We start from the raw sequence: 20,453 nt of genomic DNA, 5'->3' as shown, positions 1-20,453 counted from the left end.
CAAGCAAAGCCATCCCACGCGGGAACAGCGTGTGGGACCTCGACATGAGCGCACTGAAACGCGCCTTCGGCTTCGAAGCGGAGGGGGCGATAGTGAAACGGCGTTTGAAATTGCTGCCGAAAGTGGGTTCGGCGATGCTGCCGGCGATGGCCCTGACGATGTTCCCGGTTGCGCCACAAGGCCGTCGCCGGAGGCTCTCAAGCCGGTTCATCTGAATGAGGCGCTTCATTCCGAGTCACCTCCGACCGGGTGAGCGTCCGGGGCGCTGATGCCATGCGAGGCGAGTTCGGGAGCGCATGGTCCGAGACCCTTACCTATGAACAGTACGAATTTTCAGTCCCTCCCGGCAGGAAGGGCACGGGAATGAGCTATCCGACCCTAAGGACGGATCATCGACATAACGTCGATCCAGGCGTCGGACGGGCTGGAGCACGACCGCTACGCGTCGCTCGCTAAGTTCGGCGCGCAGTCGCAAGCCCGTTTCGCCTGGCCGGACGTTTCGTCGGGCGTAATGAGCAGCCCGGGCGCGCTCCGGAGGATCTGTACAATGCGGCCATCAGCATTGTGTACAATGTGACGATTAAATTGTCAGATGCCTAAATGAAGCGCAAACTTCCTTCCGTGGTCGAGTCGCCACAGGGGATATGGGAGGGCATTCATGAGCATTCGAGATCCGTCTCCCTCGTTGTATAACGAGGACCTTGCACCCGCCGCGGAGCGCAAATGGGGTGCATTCAGCATCTTCAACGTCTGGACGTCTGATGTCCACAGCCTGTGGGGCTATTATCTGGCGGCGAGCCTGTTCCTGCTGTGCGGCAGCTTCGTCAATTTCGTCATTGCCATCGGCATCGGCTCCCTGGTGATCTTCTTCCTGATGAGCCTGGTCGGCAATGCCGGTGTGCGCACCGGCGTACCCTTTCCGGTTCTGGCGCGGGCCTCCTTCGGTACCTTCGGCGCCAATGTCCCGGCACTCGTCCGGGCGGTGGTCGCCTGCTTCTGGTACGGCGCGCAGACCGCCGCCGCATCCGGCGCCATCGTCGCCCTCCTGATCAGGAACGAGAGCCTGCTCGCCTTCCATCAGAACAGCCACATGCTCGGCCACTCGACCCTCGAACTCATCTGCTACGTCATCGTCTGGGCGCTGCAGCTGCTGATCATTCAGCGGGGGATGGAAACGGTTCGCAAGTTCCAGGATTGGGCCGGCCCCGCCGTCTGGATCATGATGCTGATCCTGGCCGTCTATCTGGTCGTCAAGTCGGGCACCTTCTCGTTCGGTTCGGAAATCCCGCGCGATGTGCTGATCGAGAAGACCAAGGATGCCGGCGTGCCGGGTGAACCCGGCTCGATTGCGGCACTTGCCGCTGTCGCCGCCACCTGGATTACCTATTTCGCAGCGCTCTATCTGAATTTCTGCGATTTCTCGCGCTACGCAACGAGCGAAAAAGCGCTGCGCAAAGGCAATCTTTGGGGCCTGCCGATCAATCTTCTGGCCTTCTGCCTCGTCGCAGGCGTCACGACCACGGCCGCCTTCACCGTGTACGGCGAGGTGCTGCTGCATCCGGAAATGATCTCGGCGAAATTTGATAGCTGGTTCCTAGCGCTGCTTGCCGCTTTGACATTCGCAGTCGCCACGCTCGGCATCAACGTCGTGGCGAATTTCGTGTCGCCGGCCTTCGATTTCGCCAATGTCTTCCCACGCCAGATCAATTTTAAACGGGGGGGATATATCGCCGCCCTGATCGCTCTCGTGCTTTATCCGTTTGCCCCCTGGGAGACGGGTGCGGCGCATTTCGTCAACTTCATCGGTTCGACGATGGGTCCGATCTTCGGCATCATGATGGTCGACTATTATCTCATTCGGAAGAGCCAGCTGAACGTCGAAGCGCTCTACCGCGAGGATGGCGAATTCCGCTTCCAGAACGGATGGCACGGCAATGCCTTCATCGCATTCGCGGTCGGCGCGCTATTCTCCTCGATCCTGCCGACCTTCACCTCGATCCTGCCGGATTGGTGGGGCACCTATGGCTGGTTCTTCGGCGTTGCCATCGGCGGAGCGATCTATTTCGTGCTGAGAATGGGCGCGCGGCGCAATCCGGCCTTCGCGTCATGACGAAATGAAGGGTGCCCGGTATTGGCCGGGCGCCTTCTTATTGTATTTGCGTGAGCTGTCGTCAGGGCAGGGGTCCGTCATTCGCCCCTGTTCAGCGACGTGCCGCGACCGTATGGATGGCCGCGCGGGCTGTGGGTTGCGCCATCGTCCTCGCTGTCGAGCGAAGAGCTGCCGACTGGCCGTAGGCCGCATCGTAGAGCCTGAACTGGCTGATCAGCTCGCGAAGCTTCTGGGCCTCCTGCGCGAGCGAGTCGGATGCCGCCGTCGACTGTTCCACCATCGCCGCGTTCTGTTGTGTGGTCCGGTCCATCTGATTGACCGCGACGTTGACTTCGCTCAATCCGATCGACTGCTCTTTCGCAGACGTGGCGATCGAATCCATATGGTGATTGATCTGAGTGATGAAGCCGCCGATGGTCTTCAAGGCTTGGCCGGTATCGCGCACCAGCCTGACGCCGCTTTCCACCTCCTTCGAGGAGTTCTGGATCAGGCCCTTGATTTCCTTGGCAGCGCCCGCGGAGCGCTGTGCGAGTTCGCGCACTTCCTGGGCAACGACGGCAAAACCCTTGCCGGCCTCACCGGCTCTCGCCGCCTCGACGCCGGCATTCAGGGCCAGAAGGTTGGTCTGGAATGCGATTTCGTCGATGACGCTGATAATGTTGGAAATCTGCTGCGACGAGGTCTCGATGCGTTCCATCGCTTCCTCTGCATGGGAGACGACTTCTGCGGAGATCCCGGCGCTGCGATTTGCCTCGGTGGCGACCGTGCGCGTCTCCTCGGTCCGCTTGCTGGAATTCGACACGTTGGCGGTGATCTCTTCCAGGGCGGCGGCCGTCTCCTCGAGCGAGGCGGCCTGCTGCTCCGTGCGCTTGGAAAGATCGCTCGCACCGGAAGAAATTTCCCGCGTGCCTTCGTCGATCGTGCCGATGCTTTCGGAAATTGCTCTCAGCGTCGCGCCCAGCTGTGTTACCGACTGGTTGAAGTCGTGGCGCAGCGCCTCGAAGTCGGGAGCGAAGGCCTCGTTGAGCTGGAAGGCGAGGTCGCCCGCGGCGAGCCGTTTCAAACCGGCGGCAAGACCCGAGGTGGCAATGCGCAGCCGCTCCGAAGCGTCTTCTTCCGCCCGTTTTTGGGCGGCAGCGCGCTCGGCCTCCGCCTTGTTGCGGTTTTCTTCGGCTTCCAGTGCCAGTCGCTTGTTCGTGATCGCCGCTTGGCGGAAGACCTCTACTGCCGCAGCCATCGAGCCGACCTCATCGGCGCGGTCGGCAAAGGGGATTTCCGAGCCAGTGTCGCCCTCGGCCAGGCGCCGCATCGAGACGGTGATGCCAGTGATCGGGTTGGCGATGCTCTTTAGCACGAAGGCGACGGCGCCGAGAACGAGCAATCCCGCAAAACCGATCGCGGCAAGAAGGTAGAATTCTATCGAGGCGAAGGTTTCCTTGCTGAGTTCGGCAGCCTCGTTGCTGCCGCTGACATCCAGCTCGACGAGGCTCGTCGTCGCTTCCTTCAGCTTGTCCGAGTAGGACCGCATCCCCGCGCCCAGGTATTGCCCGGCTTCCTCGGTCTTGTTGGCGCGCGAAAGGGCGAGCAATTGCGAGCTGCTGGCGATATAGCCCTCAACGCTCTCCTTGATCGTCTTGATCAGTTCGCGCTCGTGGTCTGACGAAGCAAGCGGAAGATACGCGTCCACCGATTTGCGAATGGCATTCTCGGCGACGGCAATGGACTCTTCGCGCGTCTTTTTCTCAGCCTCGGTCTGCGCGATGACGTGATCGCGGTAGGCGAGGCGCAAATTCGTCATGTTGAGATTGATCGCCTGCGAAGCCTGCACGCTCGGCAGCCAGCGGGTCGCGATCTCCTCGGTGGAACCGTTGGTATTTCGAAGACCATCGACGGCGAGATAAGCGACAAGACCAAAAAGCAGGGCGATGCCGCTGAAGATCAACAGCAAACTCGATTTTATGTTTGGACGACGCATTAAAGTCCCCATCGAACGGTCCCGGCCTCATACCGGCTTCACGTGATCCCTTTGTAACGAGAAAAATTTAACGATGTGTTCCGGGAGGTAACAAGGCCGTTTACCAATTTTCCGGAAACTCGCCGCCCCTTGCGTTCATGAGCCCGCTCAGACAGGAAAATGCCTATCGATAGTGGGTAAGGGATGACTGGAACCAGTTCATGATGAAGCGCATATTTTCAGCTCTTCTTGCATTGATACTTCCGGCACACGCGGCCGTTTCCCAAAGCCCGGACGAGGCGCAGGCCCGCAAAGCCCGGCCTATTGCTCAGCTTCAGTCGGAAGGCGTGCCGACATCAGCAGATGATCCGAGAGCGGCAGCATCCGTCCGTGACTGGGACGATATTTCCACGGAGACTTGATGCCGTCCTGCGCCGAATCGGCTTCCATCGAGGCGGATGCATATTGGCTGAAATAGCATTATGATCGCAACGACACGGATCGGCGAGGAGGCCGGCCATGGTGGGGCTATGTCTGGAAATGGAGGACGGCAGGATTTGGAACGGTTGAAGGATCCGGAAAGTGTTACTTCGCAGGCCGGCGGCGGCGCTGCATCGCCGCGGCATGAGCGGCGGGGCGTGGTGGCTGCCGCCGTATATCAGCACGGGCAGCGCATTCGCGACATCAGGATCGAAGAAGCCGGCGAATGGCGCAACAGCGAGAATGCCATCGTCTGGATCGGCCTGCATGAGCCGGATGAAGTGCTGCTGCACCAGGTGCAGGCAGAGTTCAATCTCCATCCGCTGGCGATCGAGGATGCGGCGCAGCCCCATCAGCGCCCGAAGCTGGAGATTTACGGGGATGCGATGTTTATCGTCGCCCGCACTGCCCATATGAAGGATGGCGAGATCATCTTCGGCGAAACGCATCTGTTCGTCGGCCGCGGCTATGTTGTCTCCGTTCGCCATGGAGAGTCCTCTTCCTACCTGGCGGTCAGGCAGCGATGCGAGGCAACGCCCGCCGCTCTTGCTCATGGCGAGAACTACATCCTTTATTCCATACTCGATTTCATCGTCGACAACTACATGCCCGTCATCGAGGTCGTGCAGGAGGAGGTCGAGAAGCTCGAAGATCTGGTGCTGCGCGAACAGTTGGAAAAATCCGACATCGAACGGCTTTACCTGTTGCGGCGCAAGCTCTTGCGGCTGCGCAACGCCGTGGTGCCGCTGGTGGATGTCTGCCGGCGATACGAGCACATCGACCTCCCCGGCATGGACCCGACGCTGCAGTCGCTGTTTCGCGATGTGACCGATCATGTGCGCCGGGTTCAGGAGGATATCGACGCGCTGCGTGAGGTGCTGGCCTTCGCCTTCGAGGCGAGCGTCATGATCGGCCAGACGGAACAGACCGCGATCGCCCGCAAGCTCGCCGCCTGGGCGGCGATCCTCGCCGTTCCGACCGCCATCGCCGGCATCTACGGCATGAATTTTGACGATATGCCGGAACTGAAATTCCAGTACGGCTATTTTGCAGTGCTCGGCGTCATCTGCGTCCTTTGCCTCAGCCTGTTCACCTTCTTCCGCAGGCGTAAGTGGCTTTAGTCAGGACAGCCTTTTCAAAAGCCGATTTCGGTGCATGCCGAGATAGCCGATGTCGTTCAGATAGAGGCGTGCGTCTCCCGCCGAGACATCCTCGGCAAAGCTCTCGTCTCCGGCTGCGGCACGCGCCAGCATGAAGTCGACGAGGGCTTGAAGCCGCCTGCAGATCATATCCGGAAGCCGGCGCCGTTCTTCGACCGTCGCCCCATGGGCGGTGCAGAAGATTCCGCCCGCCGCACCTGCTCGTCGAGGTCGAATGCAACAGCCGGATTGGCGGGATCGGAGAGGGGCGCCCAGCGATAGACCGCATAGGCGAGATCCCAGAGGCGCGGCGCGGGATGGGCAGTGTCGAAGTCGATGATCCCGACAGCCTCGTGATCTACGGTGGCGACGTTATAAGGCACAAAGTCTGCATGGCAGACGATCTCCCGCGGCTCCTGCGGCGGCAGCATCCATGCCTTGATCTCACCATCCGATTCCAGAAAACCTTCGGAGGCCGAATGAAACTCGCGCAGAAGCCTCGCTGCCGATATCAGCATGCGCTCCGATCCTACAAGGGGATCGCTGAGGTCTTCGCAGACGCGCCCGGCGACGTAGCCGACGACTTCCTGGCCTTCGGCTGATATCGCGATGGGCTCCGGCGCCCCCCGGAAGCCTCTATTCCTGAGATGGCGCAAAAACCGATGCACCGTCGGCGTCCATGCGCCTGATGGTCTGATCACGCTATCGCCGTCGCGCCAGATCTGCCCGGTCCGCCCGCCCTCCAACAGCTTCACGTCCTGGTCTCCCTGTGCGGCAGCGACGCGGATTTTCGTTTTTCGATATGAGCCTGAACCGTGGCGCCGAGATTTGTCTCATGGCAGTTCCGGTAGAACGCTAAAGTATCTGAAGGCATGTCGTCCGGAATGGCAACGAAGTCTTCCAGCCTGAAGCCGCTTTCACTGCCGAGTTGCGGATCCGTGAGCTGGCCCTCGCTCATGGATCCGACACGATCGGCCAGGGTCTCGAAATAGGCGAGGTTCTTATCGACTGTCGAAGGAGAGGACGTCCTGCCATGTGCGGGGATGACCAGCCTCGCATCAAGGTTGCGGATACGCTCGAGAGAGGAGCGGATCAGACGCAGATCATCAGCGCTTCTGCTCCAGACCTCAGGAATGGGATATTCCACCGCGTCGACGGCCAGGCAGATGCGCAATTCGGGAATCCAGACGGCGAGATGGTCGGGCGTATGTCCCGGCGTGTGAATGAGTTCGAGCGTCAGATCGCCGCCGTTCAGAACCATCGAGCCGGAGAAAGTGATGTCGGGGCCGATGAGTTGCACAGCGCGAAACCGCGATTCCTCGCCCGCTTTGTCCGTTAGGACCTGCTGTGTCGCGGGATCGCGCAGACGGTCGAGTGCTGCGGCATGCGCGATAATGGGAGCACGCCCTGCAATGGCGGCGTTTCCCCAGAAGTGATCCCAATCCATATGCGAATTGACGACGATCAGTGGGTGGGCCGCGGGTTTTTCCTCAAGCAGATCCAGCGCCCTCCGGCACAGCTCGGGCGTGCCGAGCGTATCGATCAGGACGTTGAACCTCTCGGTCCTGACAAACACGGCATCCACTTCGTCTCCCGCCCTGACGATTACGATCCGCTCGTCGAGTCCGGGATGGGAGTGCAATTCTATCGTTGGGTTCACGCTGATCGCCTTTGCAGTCGCACTGAATTTGCCGAGTTCTGTGAATCTCCATCGAGCAACCGCCGCCGAATGACAGTTGATAGTCGCAGGCGACGCGATCACGCGGGTTCGATTATGCTGACCACTCTGGCGACGATCTCGTCAGTCGTGGGGGTGTTCAACGTATCCACAAGCCGAGCGGTTTCAAGTCTTACGCGCTCCATGATGTCGAGAGCTCTGACTTGATTGCAGAGAGCGACCCCGGTCGTCTTGTGGCCTGAGATGTTCACAGCCAGTCCAGCCTTACGAGTAAACACTCCTCCCGTAATAATGGGGACGGTGAGGCACAGTCCCACGAGGTTGATCTCGCGAGGGCTGATCACGACGCATCGATGTGCATCCTTTATCCCGACAACCGGATTCAGGTCGACCAGAAAGACGTCGCCACGCTTCGGAACATTGCTGCGGACCATCAGGATGCTTCATTACCGACAGGCGGGCTGACGTTCCAGGCGGCAGCCTGCTTGTTCAGCTCAGACATCTCATCCGCCCCATCGAGGAGCTCCGCCAGCGTATATCTCTTCTTCGCTCGCGTTGGCCTTGCGACAAGCGCTCCATTGCTGACGACCAACGTCAACTCCGAGCCGACTTCCACGCCGAGCATTTTCAACAGGGCGGGAGGAATGCTAAATACGATCGCGCCGCCCTGACGGCGAATCTGCACATTCATCGGCAACGACAAGGGCGTCGTGGAGTTTTCCATCCGCCAACGGCAACCATTGGACGTTCGATACGTTTTCCGCGTCACAGGAACATGCACCTCCCACCGTCTCATCGCGGCCTGCGATGTCTCATGCAGCCGTAAATTGACGGGTTGAGTGGAACAACCTCCGCCAAAGGAAGTTTGCCTGAAAAGAAAACGCGAGGCGGCGGCCGATGTTATTCTCTGTGAAGCAGGGTGCACTCAGCACCCCACCCCGGATCTATTACGTCAATCCGCTGCTCCTCCGAGGGACCGATGCATGGCGCGAGGTTTTCGACCATGCGGCGGATATCGGTTTCGACCATGTGCTGACGGCGCCCCTTTTTAACAGAGGCGGGGAATGCAGCGTCTTTTCCTCTCAAGACTTTGATCGCCTCGATCCTGAACTGCAGCTCGAAAGCGCGGCTGCGGATGGAGTGTCGCGGCTGGCTGAGGTCGCCGGCAAGAGTGGCGTCGGCTTGATGATGGACCTGATGCTCGACGGGAAAGCGCGGGACCCACAAGCGGGCTATCGCCCCGTCGACCCCCGGCGCTCGCCGTTCGACCCGCCGGAGCCGATGACCACGATGGGGGCGGAGCAGCAGTCGCAGCTGCTGGTGGAATGGACCGATCGGCTGCAGCGCCTGTCCGACGCCGGCCTCTCAGGATATAGGGTGGTCGGGATCGATCGGGCGGCACCGGCCTTTTTCAAATCGCTGATTGCGGGCGTGCTAGAGAAGGCCGAGGTGCAATTCTTCGCCTGGACGCCCGGTACCGATTTTGCGGTGAGAAGCGCCATCGCCGATGCGGGTTTCGCGGGATGTTTTTCATCGATGGCCTGGTGGGATCTCGACGAGAGATGGTTCGTCGAGGAGCATCGTATCCAGGAGCCGCTCGGCTGGCAGATCGCCTTTCCCGAGCCGCCCTTCGCCAGGCGTATCGCGCATGGGACCGAGAGCCGCGAAATCCTCGAGCGGCGCGCCGTCCGGGCGCTGCGGCTTGCCGCTTCGCTCGGCGGCGGCCTCATGGTTCCCATGGGTTTCGAATATGGTGCGGCGACGCCGCTTGATCCGACGCATGGCGATGGCTCGGGCTTGCGCAAGCTCCGTCATGATCTCACCTTCGACATCTCATCCGAGATCCGTCTCGCCAACAGCGAGATCGGCAAGGCCAGGAAGGCGCGGGCTCCGTCGCTTCGGCTGATCCGCAATGCCAGCGGGCCGGTTTCGGTGCTTGTCCAATCCGAGGCGCAGGATCTTCGCAGCGCGTCCGATGTGCGCTTCATCCTGCTCAACCGTGACCTCAGGCGAAGCGCGCCTGCGCCGGTAACCGCGCTTCGCGAGGCCGCCTCCGGTTTTCTTCCCGTCGCCGCCGATGGCGCAGCCCTGCGCCTGCGGGCAGGCGAGACCCGGGTGATTGAAGGCAAGGCGCCGGAGCCGATCACATCCAGGCCTGCCCTCGAGGTCGAGCAGGCGACGGCGTCGGCGCGGCTTGCCATCGAAAACATCATGCCGCGGGTTGATGACGGACGCTTTCCTGTCAAACGCGTGGTCGGCGAGAGCGTCACCGTCGAGGCGGATATATTCGCCGATGGTCACGACCCGCTCGCAGCCGTCCTGCTCTGGCGGCCACATGACGCCATGGCGGAGTGGAACGAGACGCCGATGCAACTGGTCGAGAACGACCGCTGGCGGGCCGAATTCCTGCTGGAGCGCATGGGGCGCTACGAATTCGCGGTCGAGGCGTGGAAGAACCTGTTCGCGATCTTCCGTTACGAGCTGACCAAGAAGAACGATGCGAGACTTGACCTGAAGCTGGAGCTCCAGGAGGGATTAAACCTCGTTCACGCCGCCAAGGGGCAAGCGCCGGCAGCGCTCGGCGCCGGATTGCAGGCTCTGATCGACAGTCTCGAAAACGCTTCCGATCCCGAGCGCACGGCGATCCTGCTCGATCCAGAGACGTCCGAACTGATGAACAAGGCCGACAGGCGGCCGTTCCGGTTTCGCTCAACGGCAAGCGCTGTCGACGCCGAACGCAAGGAAGCGGCCTTCGCCAGCTGGTACCAGATCTTCCCGCGTTCGCAGAGCGGCGATCCCAACCGGCACGGCACCTTCGACGACGTCATTCCGAGACTGGCCGACATTCGCGGCATGGGCTTCGACGTGCTCTACTTCCCGCCCATTCACCCGATCGGCTCGACCAACCGCAAGGGGCGCAACAACAGCCTGAAGGCAGCACCCGGCGATCCCGGCAGCCCCTATGCCATCGGCTCGGAAGATGGCGGCCATGACGCCATCCATCCCGAGCTCGGCGATTTCGAGGATTTCGGCCGGCTGGTCGAGGAGGCGGGCCGGCATGGGCTGGAGATTGCGCTGGACCTCGCCATCCAGGCCTCGCCGGATCATCCCTGGCTGACTGAGCATCCCGGCTGGTTCGACTGGCGCCCGGACGGCACGATCAAATATGCCGAGAACCCGCCGAAGAAATACGAAGATATCGTCAATGTCGATTTCTACACGAAGGACGCCTTGCCCTCCCTATGGGTGGAGCTGAGGGATATCGTCCAGCTCTGGGTCGACCAGGGCGTCAAGCTGTTTCGCGTCGACAATCCGCACACCAAGCCTTTTCCGTTTTGGGAATGGCTGATCGGCGATATCAGGGCGCGCCACCCCGATGTCATCTTCCTGTCGGAAGCCTTCACCAGGCCGAAGGTGATGTACCGGCTGGCGAAGATCGGCTTCTCCCAGTCCTACACCTACTTCACCTGGCGCAACACCAAATGGGAACTCGAGCAATATATGCGCGAGCTGACCGAGACGGCGCCGAAGGAGTTCTTTCGCCCGCATTTCTTCGTCAACACGCACGACATCAATCCGGATTTTCTGCAGAACGCGCCGCGCCCGGCATTCCTCATCCGCGCAGCACTTGCCGCCACCCTCTCGGGATTATGGGGTGTTTATAACGGTTTCGAACTTTGCGAGGGACGTCCCGACGCCAAGCGCAAGGAATATGCCGACAGCGAGAAATACGAAATCCGCGCCTGGGACTACGACCGACCGGGCAACATCATTGCCGAAATCAGGATGCTCAACCGCATCCGGAACGAAAACATCGCGCTGCATTCGCATCTCGGGCTGACGCTGCTGAACGCCTGGAATGACAACATCCTGTTCTTCGAAAAGGCGAGTCGCGCGCGCGATAACGTCTTGCTGATCGCGATCAACCTCGACCCCCATAATTTCCAGCAGAGCGACGTCGAACTGCCGCTCTGGAAGTGGTCGCTCGGGGACGGCGGCGCGCTCGACGCCGAGGATCTGGTTGGTGGGCATCGTTTCAGGTGGAACGGCAAGCGGCAGACGATCAGTCTCAATCCTCACATTCTGCCCTTTGCAATCTGGCGCGTTCGCGCAGCGGAGGCATGAATGGACACGTTGAAATCCGGTAACACCGAGCCGCTGCTCTGGTACAAGGATGCGATCATCTACCAGCTGCATATCAAATCGTTCTACGACGCCAATGGCGATGGCGTCGGCGATTTTGCCGGTCTGCACGCCAAACTCGATCATATCGCGGCGCTCGGCGTCAACGCCATCTGGCTCCTGCCTTTCTTTCCCTCGCCGCGCCGCGATGACGGCTATGACATCGCCGACTACGGCAATGTCAGCCCCGACTATGGGACTCTGGAGGATTTCAGGGCGTTCGTCGACGCCGCCCACCAGAGGAATATCCGCGTCATTATTGAGCTCGTCATCAATCACACCTCCGACCAGCACCCCTGGTTCCAGCGCGCCCGCCAGGCGCCGGCGGGTTCACCCGAGCGCGACTTCTATGTCTGGTCGGATACCGATCAGAAGTTTCCGGAAACGCGCATTATTTTCCTCGATACAGAAAAGTCGAATTGGACATGGGATGCGGTGGCCGGCGCCTATTACTGGCATCGCTTCTATTCCCACCAGCCAGACCTCAACTTCGACAGCCCGCTCGTCATGGACGAACTGCTGAAGGTGATGCGCTTCTGGCTGGAGACCGGCATTGACGGTTTCCGTCTTGACGCGATCCCCTATCTCGTAGAGCGCGAGGGGACGATCAACGAAAACCTGCCGGAAACCCATGGAATCCTCAAGCGCATCCGCGCCGCCCTCGACGCGACCCATCCCGGCGTGATGCTGCTTGCCGAGGCCAATCAGTGGCCGGAGGATACGCGCGAATATTTTGGCAACGGCGACGAATGCCATATGGCCTTCCACTTCCCGCTGATGCCGCGCATGTATATGGCGATCGCCAAGGAGGACCGGTTCCCGATCACCGATATTCTGCGCCAGACGCCTGAGATTCCGGAGAATTGCCAGTGGGCGATCTTCCTTCGCAACCACGACGAGCTGACGCTGGAAATGGTGACCGACGCCGAGCGTGACTATCTCTGGGAGACCTATGCTTCCGACAAGCGCGCCCGCATCAATCTCGGCATCCGGCGGCGGCTGGCGCCGTTGATGGAGCGTGATCGGCGGCGCATCGAGCTGATGAACGCCCTTCTTCTGTCGATGCCTGGCACGCCTGTCATCTATTATGGCGACGAGATCGGCATGGGTGACAACATCTATCTCGGCGACCGGGATGGGGTGAGGACGCCGATGCAATGGTCGCCTGATCGTAATGGCGGTTTCTCGCGTACCGATCCGGCCCGCTTGGTCCTGCCGCTGATCGCCGACCCTCTCTACGGTTTCGAGGCGGTCAACGTCGAAGCACAGAGCACCGACGCGCATTCGCTGCTCAACTGGACGCGCAAAATGCTGGCGCTGCGCGGCCGCCATCCTGCCTTCGGGCGCGGCTCTCTGCGTTTCCTCTCGCCGGAGAACCGCAAGATCCTCGCTTATCTCAGGGAATATGACGGCGAGACGCTGATGTGCGTCACCAATCTCTCCCGGCTCCCACAGGCGGTCGAACTCGACCTTTCGGCTTTCGAGGGACGCGTGCCGATCGAGCTGACCGGCATGTCGCCTTTTCCGCCGATCGGGCAGTTGACCTATCTCCTGACCTTGCCGCCCTACGGCTTCTTCTGGTTCCAGCTGGAGGCCGATGCCGATCCGCCCGCATGGCGCACGGCGCCGCCCGAACAGTTGCCCGACCTCGTGACGATGGTCATTCGCCGCGGCCTGCTCGATCTCGTCGACGAGCCCGCGCATATGCGCATGCTAAGCAACGAAATCCTGCCTGCCTATCTCTCGCGGCGGCGGTGGTTCGGGGCGAAGGACCAGCCGCTTCAGGCGGCGCGGCTGATCTCCGCGACGCCGATCCCCTTCGTCGACGGTGTCGTTCTCGGCGAATTGGAAGCGGTGCTGCCCGACCATACCGAATTCTATCAACTGCCGCTGACAGTCGCATGGGACGATGCCCATCCCTCGGCGCTGACCCAACAGCTGGCGCTCGGGCGGGTTCGTCAGGGCAGGCGGGTCGGCTTTCTGACGGATGGATTTGCCGTGGAGCCGATGGCGCGCGGTATCCTGCGTGGGCTCGCCGACCGCTCGCGCACCACCGGGCGCACGGGCACGCTGGAATTTCTCGGCACCGAGCGGCTTGATCGGCTGCAGGTCACCGATGACATGCCGGTGCATTGGCTGTCGGCCGAGCAATCCAACAGTTCGCTTATCGTCGGCGATATCGCCATGATCAAGTTGATCCGGCACATCTTCCCGGGTATCCACCCCGAGGTGGAGATGACGCGATTCCTCACCCGGGCCGGCTATGACCACACCGCGCCGCTGCTCGGCGAGGTCGCGCATACCGATTCCAGCGGGCGCCGCTCGACCCTGATCATCGTCCAGGGCGCGATCCGCAATCAGGGCGACGCCTGGAACTGGATGCTGAACAATCTGCGCCGCGCGGCCGACGAATTCGTGCTGAATGACCCGGCAATTGAGCCGGACGATGAGGTCTTCCAGCCACTGATCAGCTTCGTCGGAATGGTTGGAATGAGATTGGGCGAGTTGCATGTTGTGCTCGCCGGAGAGAATGCGGATGAAGCTTTCAGCCCCGTCGTTGCTGGGGACGACGAGGTTGCAGCAATCAAGAAGGCCGTCGCGGGAGAAGTGGCCTATGCGATGTCGAAGCTTGCAGAACGCGAGGATAATGCCGATCCCGGGGTAGATCTGCTGGCCGCACCGCTCATAGAGCGCCGTACCGAACTCGTCGAGCTCGGCGCAAGCCTGGCGAATAGCGCCCGCGGCACGTTGATGACGCGCACCCATGGCGACTTTCATCTCGGACAGATCCTGGTCAGCGAGGGAGATGCGGTCATCATCGACTTCGAAGGCGAACCCGCGAAAAATCTTGCCGAGCGTCGAGCTAAGACGGTTCCACTGCGCGACGTCGCCGGGTTTTTGCGGTCGTTAAGTTATTTGGTCGCCACGGCTCAACTCGAGAACGACGCGGTCACCGAACATGAAAACGAGGTCCGCCGCTATGCCATCGCCCGTTTCGGGCAAAATGCCGAGACAGCCTTTCTCGATGCCTATTGGCAGGCGGTCTCGGCCTCGAAGGCGCTTACCATGCCGGATGAACAACGCAGGCGGGTGCTCGACGCTTTTCTCCTGGAGAAGGCCGCCTATGAAGTCGCCTATGAAGCCCGCAACAGGCCGAAGTGGCTACCGATCCCGCTCGCCGGGCTTACGGAAATCGTATCGCGCTTAGCGGGGGTTAATGCATGAATGTTGAACGCTCGGAACTTCTCGCAGGCATCGGACACGATGCGCTTTGGGCCCTGATCGAGGGTCGCCATGGCGATCCCTTCTCGATCCTCGGTCCGCACGAGATCGGCGGCATGACTGTGGTGCGCGTCTATTTGCCAGGAGCAGAGGCGGTCGATCTCATCGACGCATCGAGCGGCAGGGTGGTGACGCCATTCAGCGTCGCTCACCCCTCCGGCCTGTTTGCGGCGGCCACGGCCTCGAGAATGGGGTATCGGTTGCGGATCCACTGGCCGGATGGAGAGCAGATCACCGAGGACCCATATAGCTTCGGTCTCCTGCTCGGAGAGCTCGATCTTCACCTGATATCCGAAGGCACACATTACAGCCTGAGCCGGACGCTCGGAGCAGTGGCCATGTCGGTCGATGGTGTCGCGGGCGTTCGTTTCGCCGTTTGGGCCCCGAATGCGCGCCGAGTCTCGGTGGTCGGCGATTTCAATGCCTGGGACGGACGACGAAATCCGATGCGGCTGAGACAGTCGGGCGGTGTCTGGGAGCTGTTCATTCCGAGGCTTGCTTCCGGCGAACGATACAAGTTCGAGATTATCGACGCGCATGGCAATTGCCTGCCGCAGAAAGCTGATCCGGTGGCGAGAGCCAGCGAAGCCGCTCCGTCCACCGCCTCGATCGTCGCGTCTTCGACGCCGTTTCGATGGACCGATGATACCTGGATGAGAGGCCGGTCCAGGCAGGAAAGGCTGGAGGGCGCGATTTCCGTTTACGAGGTGCATGCCGGCTCCTGGCTGCGCGAGCAGAAGGACGGCAACAGGTCGCTCGACTGGGTCGAGCTCAGCCAGCGGCTCGTTCCTTATGCGCGCGAGATGGGTTTTACCCATATCGAGCTGCTTCCGATCATGGAGCATCCCTTCGGCGGCTCCTGGGGCTACCAGCCGCTCGGCCTGTTCGCTCCGACTGGCCGCTACGGCACGCCTGAAGATTTCGCCTATTTCGTCGATCGCTGCCACGGCGCCGGGATCGGCGTCATCCTCGATTGGGTGCCGGCGCATTTTCCGACCGACGTCTGGGGTCTTGCTCGCTTCGATGGCACCGCGCTCTACGAACACGAGGATTCGCGCGAGGGCTTTCACCGCGACTGGAACACCCTGATCTACAATCTCGGCCGCAACGAGGTGAAGGGCTTCCTGATTGCCAGCGCGCTCGAATGGCTCGAGCGCTACCATGTTGACGGACTGCGCGTCGATGCCGTCGCCTCGATGCTCTACCGCGATTACAGCCGCAACGAGGGAGAGTGGATTCCCAACCGTTACGGCGGCCGCGAGAACCTGGAAGCGGTGGAGTTCTTCAAGCATCTGAACAGCATCATTCACGAGCGCTGCCCGCATGCGATGACCATTGCCGAGGAATCGACGGCCTGGCCGGGCGTCACCAAGCCGCCGGCAGAGGGCGGGCTTGGTTTCGATATCAAATGGAACATGGGCTGGATGCATGATAGCCTGAGTTACATCGAGAAAGATCCGGTCTATCGCAGCTACCATCATGGCACGATGACCTTCGGCATGATCTATGCCTATTCCGAGCGTTTCATGCTGCCGATTTCCCATGACGAGGTGGTCTACGGCAAAGGCTCGCTGCTGACGAAAATGCCGGGCGATGAGTGGCAGAAATTCGCCAATTTGCGCAGCTATCTCGCCTTCATGTGGGGGCATCCAGGCAAGAAGCTGCTGTTCATGGGGGGCGAAGTTGCCCAGCCGGGCGAATGGAACCATGACGCCTCAGTGAATTGGGACGTACTGGACCGACCGGCGCATATGGGCATCCAGCGTCTGGTGAAGGATCTGAATGGCCTCTACGGCGACGAGGCGGCACTTCAGTTCGGCGATTTTCATCCCGAGGGTTTCGAATGGGCAACTGCCGACGACAGCGTCAACTCCGTTCTCGGTATGCTGCGTTATGCCCCTGACCGTTCTTCCTCGGTCCTCGTCGTCTCGAATTTCACGCCGGTGCCGCGCTACGGCTACAGGATCGGCGTGCCCCACGATGGCGTATGGATCGAGCGGATAACGACGGATGCGCGGGAGTATGGCGGCTCCGGTCTCGTCAACGGCGCAGTTTCGAGTGAACCCATCCCCGCCCACGGCCGGCCCGTCTCCCTGTCACTGACGCTGCCGCCGCTGGCGACGGTCTTTCTCAAAGGACCGTCGCCCTGACAGGCTTCATTCGGCGTGCGGAGCCGGATGAATGAAAGGCCAGGGGCTGGCTTCGGATCCTTTTTCGATCGGAACCTCGATAAGCACGGGCTCATTGAGCGAGAGCGCCTTTTCCAATACCTCACGCAATTCGCCGGGGCTCGTCGCCTTAAAGGATTTGACACCGAAGCTCTCGCCGAGGGCGACGAAATCCGGATTGGTGAGGTCCGAGCCGAGATAGCGGCCTTCGTAAGTCTGCTTCTGATCGCGCAGCACATTGCCATAGGCGGAATTGTTGAAGACGATGGCGACGACGGCGATCTTGTGCTGGACAGCTGTGGCAAGCTCCTGAACGCCGAACATGAAGCCGCCGTCACCGGAAACGGAGATAACGGCCTTATCGGGATTGGCGACCTTCACGCCGAGCGCCGTGTTGAAGCCGAAACCGAGATTGTCCTGGTAGCCGCATGTCACATATTGGCGCGGGCCATAGACCGGGAAGGCGAAGCGGGCGGTGAAGCCCATCTGGCTGATTTCCTCGACGAAGAAGCCGTCTCTCGGCAGGATTTCGCGGATGGAATCTAGATAAGCAAGCTGCGGCTGCACCGCATGAAAGCGAGACCGTGCGTCTGTATTGAGTTCGGCAAACTCGCCGGTGCGATCCTCACGTCTCGCGCCTGCCAGCGCATCGGTGAGCGCCCGCGTTCCATCGCTTGCATCCGCGACGATGCCGACATCGGGCTTGAGGCGGACCATCTCGGTCGGGTCGATATCGATGCGGATGATCTTGAGGCCCTTCGGCAGCCATTTCCATCGCATGAACTGCAACTCAAGCCGGCTACCGATCCCGATCAGCACATCGACCTTCTTCCAATATTCATAGGCGGCGACGAAATTGAGATGGTTCGGGTGGTCATCCGCGACGATGCCCTTGCCGGAGCGGTGGGAAGTGACAGGCGCCTGCAGCAGCTCGGCGAGCGCCGCGATCTCGCCTCCGGCATCCGTCGCGCCGCCGCCGACCATGACCATTGGATTCCGAGCGCCTGAAATCAGCGTCGCCGCTGCCGCGATCCGATCGGGATCGACGGCCGGATGAGCGGCTTTGGTGCCGAGCGGTCGATCGGTTTCCGGGCCGGTTTGCCCGAACACATCCCAAGGGGCTTCGACCGCTCCTGGACCCTGCCGCCCGGAAAGCATTTTGCTGACGACTTCTGACATGACGGGACCGGCTTCTGACTGATGGTTGATGCGCTTCGCAACCTTGGTAATCCCGCGCATCGTCGCGAGTTGGTCCGGCAGTTCGTGCAACTGTCCTCTGCCTTGCCCGATCAGGTGCGACATGATGTTGCCGGTGACGCAGAGCACCGGCGCATTGGCACCGTATGCGGTGCAGAGAGCCGCGCCGGAATTGAGGACGCCCGGGCCGGGGACAACGGTATAGGCACCAATCCGGCCGGTAGACTTCGCATAGCCGTAGGCCATATAGCCGGCACCCTGTTCATGCCTTGTATGGATGAATCGAAGCTTGTCGCCGGCGCCGTAAAGAGCGTCATTGAAGTCATACATGTGGGCGCCCGGAATGCCGAAAACCGTGTCGATTCCATGGGCGATGAGCGAACGGGTGATCGCCTGGCCGGTCGTTTCTTTACTGCTCATTTGGAAATCCAATGACTTGAGACGGTTATGTCACTATTGCTTCAAGCAACCTTCGGCTCGAAGTGCGGTGATGATGGCGCCGGCATCGGCCGGCTGCATGCCGGCAAGGTTCATGCGGCCGGAATCGGCCATGTAGATGCCATGCCTGGCGCGAAGCGCCGCCGCCGTCTCCCTCGACATGGCCAGATTGGAAAACAGGCCGCGCTGCCGGCTGATGAAGGCGAGATCCGGCGCGGCGGCGGCGAGCGCTGCCCGATTGTCGTTGACGCGCTCGCACATTTCTTCGAGCTCGGCACGCCACATTGCCGACATTTCGGCGCTTTCGAGAATGGTCCGGACGATTGCGGCGCCGTGGTCCGGCGGCATGGACCAGTTGACGCGGGCAAGGGCGGCCATGTTGCTTTCGGCTTTCCCAATGTCATCGGCGGTGCGGGCCATGGCATAGAGCGCGCCGACCCGCTCGCGGTAGAGGCCGAAATTCTTGTCGCAGGAATAGGCGATCAGCGCTTCGTCGACGGTCTCCAGGATCATGCGTGTCGGTGCGGCATCGTGTTCGAGACCGTCGCCGAGCCCCTGGTAGGCAAGATCGATGAAGGGCATTAGCTTCCGCGCAACGAGGAGCTCGGCAATCTGCCGCCACTCTTCCATGGTGAAATCGATGCCGGTCGGATTGTGGCAGCAGCCGTGAAGAAGCACGACATCGCCCGGGTCGGCAGAAGATAGAGCCTCGATCACGCTTTCGAATTTCACCTGCTGCGAGGTGAGGTCGAGGAAGGGATATTCCTTTACTCCCAGTCGCGCTGAACCGAAAATCGGGGCGTGGTTGGGCCAACTCGGCGTGCCGAGCAGGACCTTCGCCGATGGATTTGCCGTCTGGATGAGCTCCGCGCCGAGACGCAGCGCGCCGCTGCCGCCCGGTGTTTGAATGCCGACAAGACGCTGAACGAAAGTCGGCGATTTCCCGAAAACGATTGGCTGCAGCAGGCGCACGAACTGCAGATCGCCTTCGGGGCCCAGATATTTCTTGCTGTCCTGCGTTTCCAGAAGAAACTGTTCCGCCGCTTTGACGGCCCGCATGACAGGCGTGCGGCCCATCGCGTCACGATAGACGCCGACGCCGAGGTCGATCTTTCCAGCGCGTTCATCGGCCTGGAAGGCCTTGATCAGGGCGAGCAGGCTGTCAGCCGGCCGGTTCTTCAGTTCTTCAAACATATAGGTCCACCTCCGTTCTATACTCTGCTTGGAGATTAACTGAGTTTGGCGGCGAATTTCTGCGATCCTCTCCCTGTTCAAGCATTTATATGCAGACATTCTGCGCCGTACGGCTATATTATGCAGAAATTCCCCTCAACACGGGTGAGTCATGCTTGATCAGTTCGATATCAAATTGCTCGCGGCGCTTCAGCAAAACAGCGAGATGACACAGGGCGAGCTGTCACAGAAGGTCAATCTCTCCGCCACCCAATGCGCACGCCGTTTGGAAAGGATGCGCAAGGAGCAATATATCCAGAGCGTCGTGGCCATTCTCAACCCCGCGAAACTGGGTTTCAGCGTTGTCGCTCATACGCTTGTCAGCCTCAGAGCCCATACGGAGGGAGGAAACGAGCGGCTCCATCGCTTCATCGAAACCGCGCCGGAAATCCTGGAATGCTATTCGCAGACCGGCGACGCCGATTTTCTGATGAAGGTCATGACCCGCGACCTCGACCATCTCAGCCAGTTTCTCGAAAGAATGATCCGGGTCACCGACAATCTGGCCTCGGTCAAGTCGAGCATCGTCCTGAAGACGATCAAGAAGACCACCGCTTTGCCGTTGCAGATCGTGACGTGAGGGCGGCTTCAG

Annotated in this window: 13 protein-coding genes and 3 pseudogenes; 9 read left to right on the top strand and 7 right to left on the bottom strand. The window is 60.9% G+C overall.

Annotated elements, in window-relative coordinates:
- Positions 1-29 precede the first annotated feature (29 nt).
- The 3 genes and pseudogenes from GGI60_RS16695 (at position 30) to GGI60_RS16690 (ending at position 2,110) form a co-directional block, all read left to right on the top strand.
- Positions 30-215, top strand: coding sequence for a hypothetical protein (locus GGI60_RS16695; RefSeq protein WP_183934724.1), 186 nt, complete (start codon positions 30-32; stop codon positions 213-215).
- A gap of 170 nt (positions 216-385) precedes the next feature.
- Positions 386-577, top strand: a pseudogene (locus GGI60_RS32785) (hypothetical protein); the annotation flags it as partial.
- A gap of 81 nt (positions 578-658) precedes the next feature.
- Positions 659-2,110: an NCS1 family nucleobase:cation symporter-1 gene (locus GGI60_RS16690; RefSeq protein WP_183934723.1), complete on the top strand. Its 1,452-nt coding sequence runs from the start codon at positions 659-661 to the stop codon at positions 2,108-2,110.
- 91 nt (positions 2,111-2,201) lie between these two features.
- On the opposite strand, the gene GGI60_RS16685 is transcribed toward GGI60_RS16690, so the two are convergent.
- Positions 2,202-4,085 (bottom strand): methyl-accepting chemotaxis protein, encoded by a 1,884-nt coding sequence (locus tag GGI60_RS16685; protein ID WP_183934722.1) that lies wholly within the window; start codon positions 4,083-4,085, stop codon positions 2,202-2,204.
- Positions 4,086-4,285: 200 nt separating this feature from the next.
- Between GGI60_RS16685 and GGI60_RS16680 the strand changes: the two are divergent.
- Positions 4,286-4,420: pseudogene (locus tag GGI60_RS16680) on the top strand (DUF4272 domain-containing protein); the annotation flags it as partial.
- Positions 4,421-4,621: 201 nt separating this feature from the next.
- Positions 4,622-5,665, top strand: coding sequence for a magnesium and cobalt transport protein CorA (locus tag GGI60_RS16675; RefSeq protein ID WP_183934836.1), 1,044 nt, complete (start codon positions 4,622-4,624; stop codon positions 5,663-5,665).
- Here GGI60_RS16675 and GGI60_RS16670 read toward each other — a convergent pair.
- From GGI60_RS16670 to GGI60_RS16655, 4 genes and pseudogenes are all read right to left on the bottom strand, one after another.
- Positions 5,666-6,438 (bottom strand): annotated as a pseudogene (locus GGI60_RS16670) (phosphotransferase enzyme family protein).
- A complete protein-coding gene (locus GGI60_RS16665; RefSeq protein WP_183934721.1) occupies positions 6,435-7,343 on the bottom strand; it encodes an MBL fold metallo-hydrolase in 909 nt (302 codons plus the stop codon). The pseudogene GGI60_RS16670 and the gene GGI60_RS16665 overlap by 4 nt, the downstream one beginning before the upstream one ends.
- A 98-nt stretch (positions 7,344-7,441) precedes the next feature.
- Positions 7,442-7,795 carry a type II toxin-antitoxin system PemK/MazF family toxin gene (locus GGI60_RS16660; RefSeq protein WP_183934720.1) on the bottom strand — a complete coding sequence of 118 codons (354 nt, stop codon included), beginning with the start codon at positions 7,793-7,795 and terminating at the stop codon, positions 7,442-7,444.
- Positions 7,795-8,085: an AbrB/MazE/SpoVT family DNA-binding domain-containing protein gene (locus tag GGI60_RS16655; RefSeq protein WP_246720415.1), complete on the bottom strand. Its 291-nt coding sequence runs from the start codon at positions 8,083-8,085 to the stop codon at positions 7,795-7,797. Before GGI60_RS16655 ends, GGI60_RS16660 begins: the two co-directional genes overlap by 1 nt.
- A gap of 173 nt (positions 8,086-8,258) precedes the next feature.
- Between GGI60_RS16655 and GGI60_RS16650 the strand changes: the two genes are divergently transcribed.
- From GGI60_RS16650 to glgB, 3 genes are read left to right on the top strand one after another with little or no spacing between them, the layout of a single operon-like run.
- A complete protein-coding gene (locus tag GGI60_RS16650; RefSeq protein ID WP_183934719.1) occupies positions 8,259-11,486 on the top strand; it encodes a maltotransferase domain-containing protein in 3,228 nt (1,075 codons plus the stop codon).
- Positions 11,487-14,768 carry a maltose alpha-D-glucosyltransferase gene (gene treS, locus GGI60_RS16645; protein ID WP_183934718.1) on the top strand — a complete coding sequence of 1,094 codons (3,282 nt, stop codon included), beginning with the start codon at positions 11,487-11,489 and terminating at the stop codon, positions 14,766-14,768. It abuts the gene before it with no gap.
- Positions 14,765-16,975 carry a 1,4-alpha-glucan branching protein GlgB gene (gene glgB, locus GGI60_RS16640; RefSeq protein ID WP_183934717.1) on the top strand — a complete coding sequence of 737 codons (2,211 nt, stop codon included), beginning with the start codon at positions 14,765-14,767 and terminating at the stop codon, positions 16,973-16,975. The genes treS and glgB overlap by 4 nt, the downstream gene beginning before the upstream one ends.
- Positions 16,976-16,981: 6 nt before the next feature.
- Here glgB and GGI60_RS16635 read toward each other — a convergent pair whose 3' ends face one another.
- Together GGI60_RS16635 and GGI60_RS16630 are read right to left on the bottom strand one after the other, a co-directional pair.
- Entirely contained in the window at positions 16,982-18,610 is a 1,629-nt protein-coding gene (locus GGI60_RS16635) for a thiamine pyrophosphate-dependent enzyme (RefSeq protein ID WP_183934716.1), read from the bottom strand.
- Between the two features lie 33 nt (positions 18,611-18,643).
- Positions 18,644-19,822 (bottom strand): amino acid aminotransferase, encoded by a 1,179-nt coding sequence (locus GGI60_RS16630; RefSeq protein WP_183934715.1) that lies wholly within the window; start codon positions 19,820-19,822, stop codon positions 18,644-18,646.
- Between the two features lie 151 nt (positions 19,823-19,973).
- Between GGI60_RS16630 and GGI60_RS16625 the strand changes: the two genes are divergently transcribed.
- The gene (locus tag GGI60_RS16625) at positions 19,974-20,441 is read left to right on the top strand and encodes an Lrp/AsnC family transcriptional regulator (protein WP_183934714.1); all 468 of its coding nucleotides are present in this window, start codon (positions 19,974-19,976) and stop codon (positions 20,439-20,441) included.
- The last annotated feature ends 12 nt before the right edge of the window (positions 20,442-20,453 follow it).

This window comes from Rhizobium lentis (genome assembly GCF_014200175.1).
Lineage (GTDB): Bacteria > Pseudomonadota > Alphaproteobacteria > Rhizobiales > Rhizobiaceae > Rhizobium > Rhizobium mulingense.
The sequence above is the reverse complement of the archived record's forward strand: the minus strand, read 5'-3'. Positions and strand labels throughout refer to the sequence as shown.